The sequence below is a fragment of the Polaribacter sp. genome, from assembly GCF_965656025.1.
Taxonomy (GTDB): Bacteria; Bacteroidota; Bacteroidia; order Flavobacteriales; family Flavobacteriaceae; genus Polaribacter.
In genome coordinates this window covers 22,555-23,979 of record NZ_CBFHJT010000010.1, presented here as the reverse complement: position 1 = coordinate 23,979, position 1,425 = coordinate 22,555, and the positions used below count along the sequence as shown (strand labels likewise).

The window sequence follows — 1,425 nt, the reverse complement described above, 5'->3', positions numbered from 1 at the left end:
AGCCACCAGAAGCGCCTCTTTCTATAGCAACAACAGCCAAACCATTTTTTACTTTATTTCTAATTCTAGAATATGCAGAAAATAAATGCTTGTCTAAAGATTGAGAAAACTCTTCAGATTTTTCAGCTAATAATTTTTCCTCTTTTTCAGTTTCTTTTAAAATAGCATCTAATTCAGCCTTTTTGTGCGCTAAATGTTGTTCTTGCTTTTCTAATTTTTCTTTAGTAGCATCAATAACTTCATGCTTTTGAGCAATTTTAGCTTTGTACTCATTAATTCTTTTTTCTGCCAATTGTATTTCTAAATCTTGAAATTCAATTTCTTTAGATAAAGAGTCAAACTCTCTGTTATTTCTAACATTTTTTTGTTGCTCTTCGTATTTTTTCATCAATGCTTTAGAATCTTCAATAGCCTGTTTTTTATTGTTGATTTCTGTTTCTAAGTTAGCAGCATCTTCTGATAAGTTTGAAATACGCGTATTTAAACCGGCAACTTCATCCTCTAAATCTTCTACTTCTAAAGGTAACTCACCTCTAACATTTCTAATTTCGTCAATTCTAGAGTCTATTAATTGTAAGTCATACAATGCTCTTAATTTTTGTTCAACTGAAATTTCTTTCTTCTTTGCCATGTTTATATGTAATAAATTGGATTTGTACTTTTTTCTGATAAAATGATTGCAAAATTACTAAATTTTTTCGTAAGATAATCAACCAAAAGGTTTTTTGTAAACTGTTCGCTCTCATAATGTCCAATATCTGCTAATAAAATGCTTTTTTCAGCCTTAAAAAAGTCATGATATTTAAAATCTGCACTTACATAAGCATCTGCACCCGCTTTCTTGGCATTAGAAATAGCAAAACTACCAGAGCCACCTAAAACAGCTACTTTTTTTATTTTTTTATTTAATAATTCTGAGTGTCTTACACATGCTGTTTTCATTTTCTGTTTTAAAAACATTAAAAATTCTTTTTCACTCATTTCTCGCTCAAGTTCACCAAGCATGCCCATTCCTATATTTTGATGTACATTTTGGGTGGTTGTTGTCTCGTAAGCAACTTCTTCATAGGGATGATTCTCTTGCAAAGCTTTTAAAATAGCGCTTTCATTTTTGCTTTCAAAACTTACCGAAATTTGCGTTTCGTTTTCTGTATGCAATTTTCCTTTTTCACCTAAAACAGGATTTGAGTTTTCATTTCCTCTAAAAGTTCCTTCACCTTCAATGTTAAAAGAACATTGGTCGTAATTACCAATGTTTCCTGCATCTACTTTAAATAGAGCATTTCTTAAATTTTCTGCTTCTTTAGTAGGTACATAAGTGGTTAGTTTTTTTATAATTCCCTTTTTAGGAATTAAAATTTTTGTGTTGGTTAAGCCTAAAACAGCACACATTTTTGCAGAAACGCCGTTTCTAGAATTATCTAA

Annotated in this window: 2 protein-coding genes; both read right to left on the bottom strand. The window is 30.2% G+C overall.

Annotated features, from left to right (window positions below; all coding sequences use genetic code 11):
* Positions 1–631, bottom strand: a 631-nt coding sequence (locus tag ACTG3S_RS03140; RefSeq protein ID WP_439127920.1) for a zinc ribbon domain-containing protein, incomplete at its 3' end; no start/stop codon positions are given.
* 2 nt (positions 632–633) lie between these two features.
* Positions 634–1,425: Nif3-like dinuclear metal center hexameric protein (locus ACTG3S_RS03135; RefSeq protein ID WP_439127919.1), on the bottom strand; the 792-nt coding region annotated here is incomplete at its 5' end.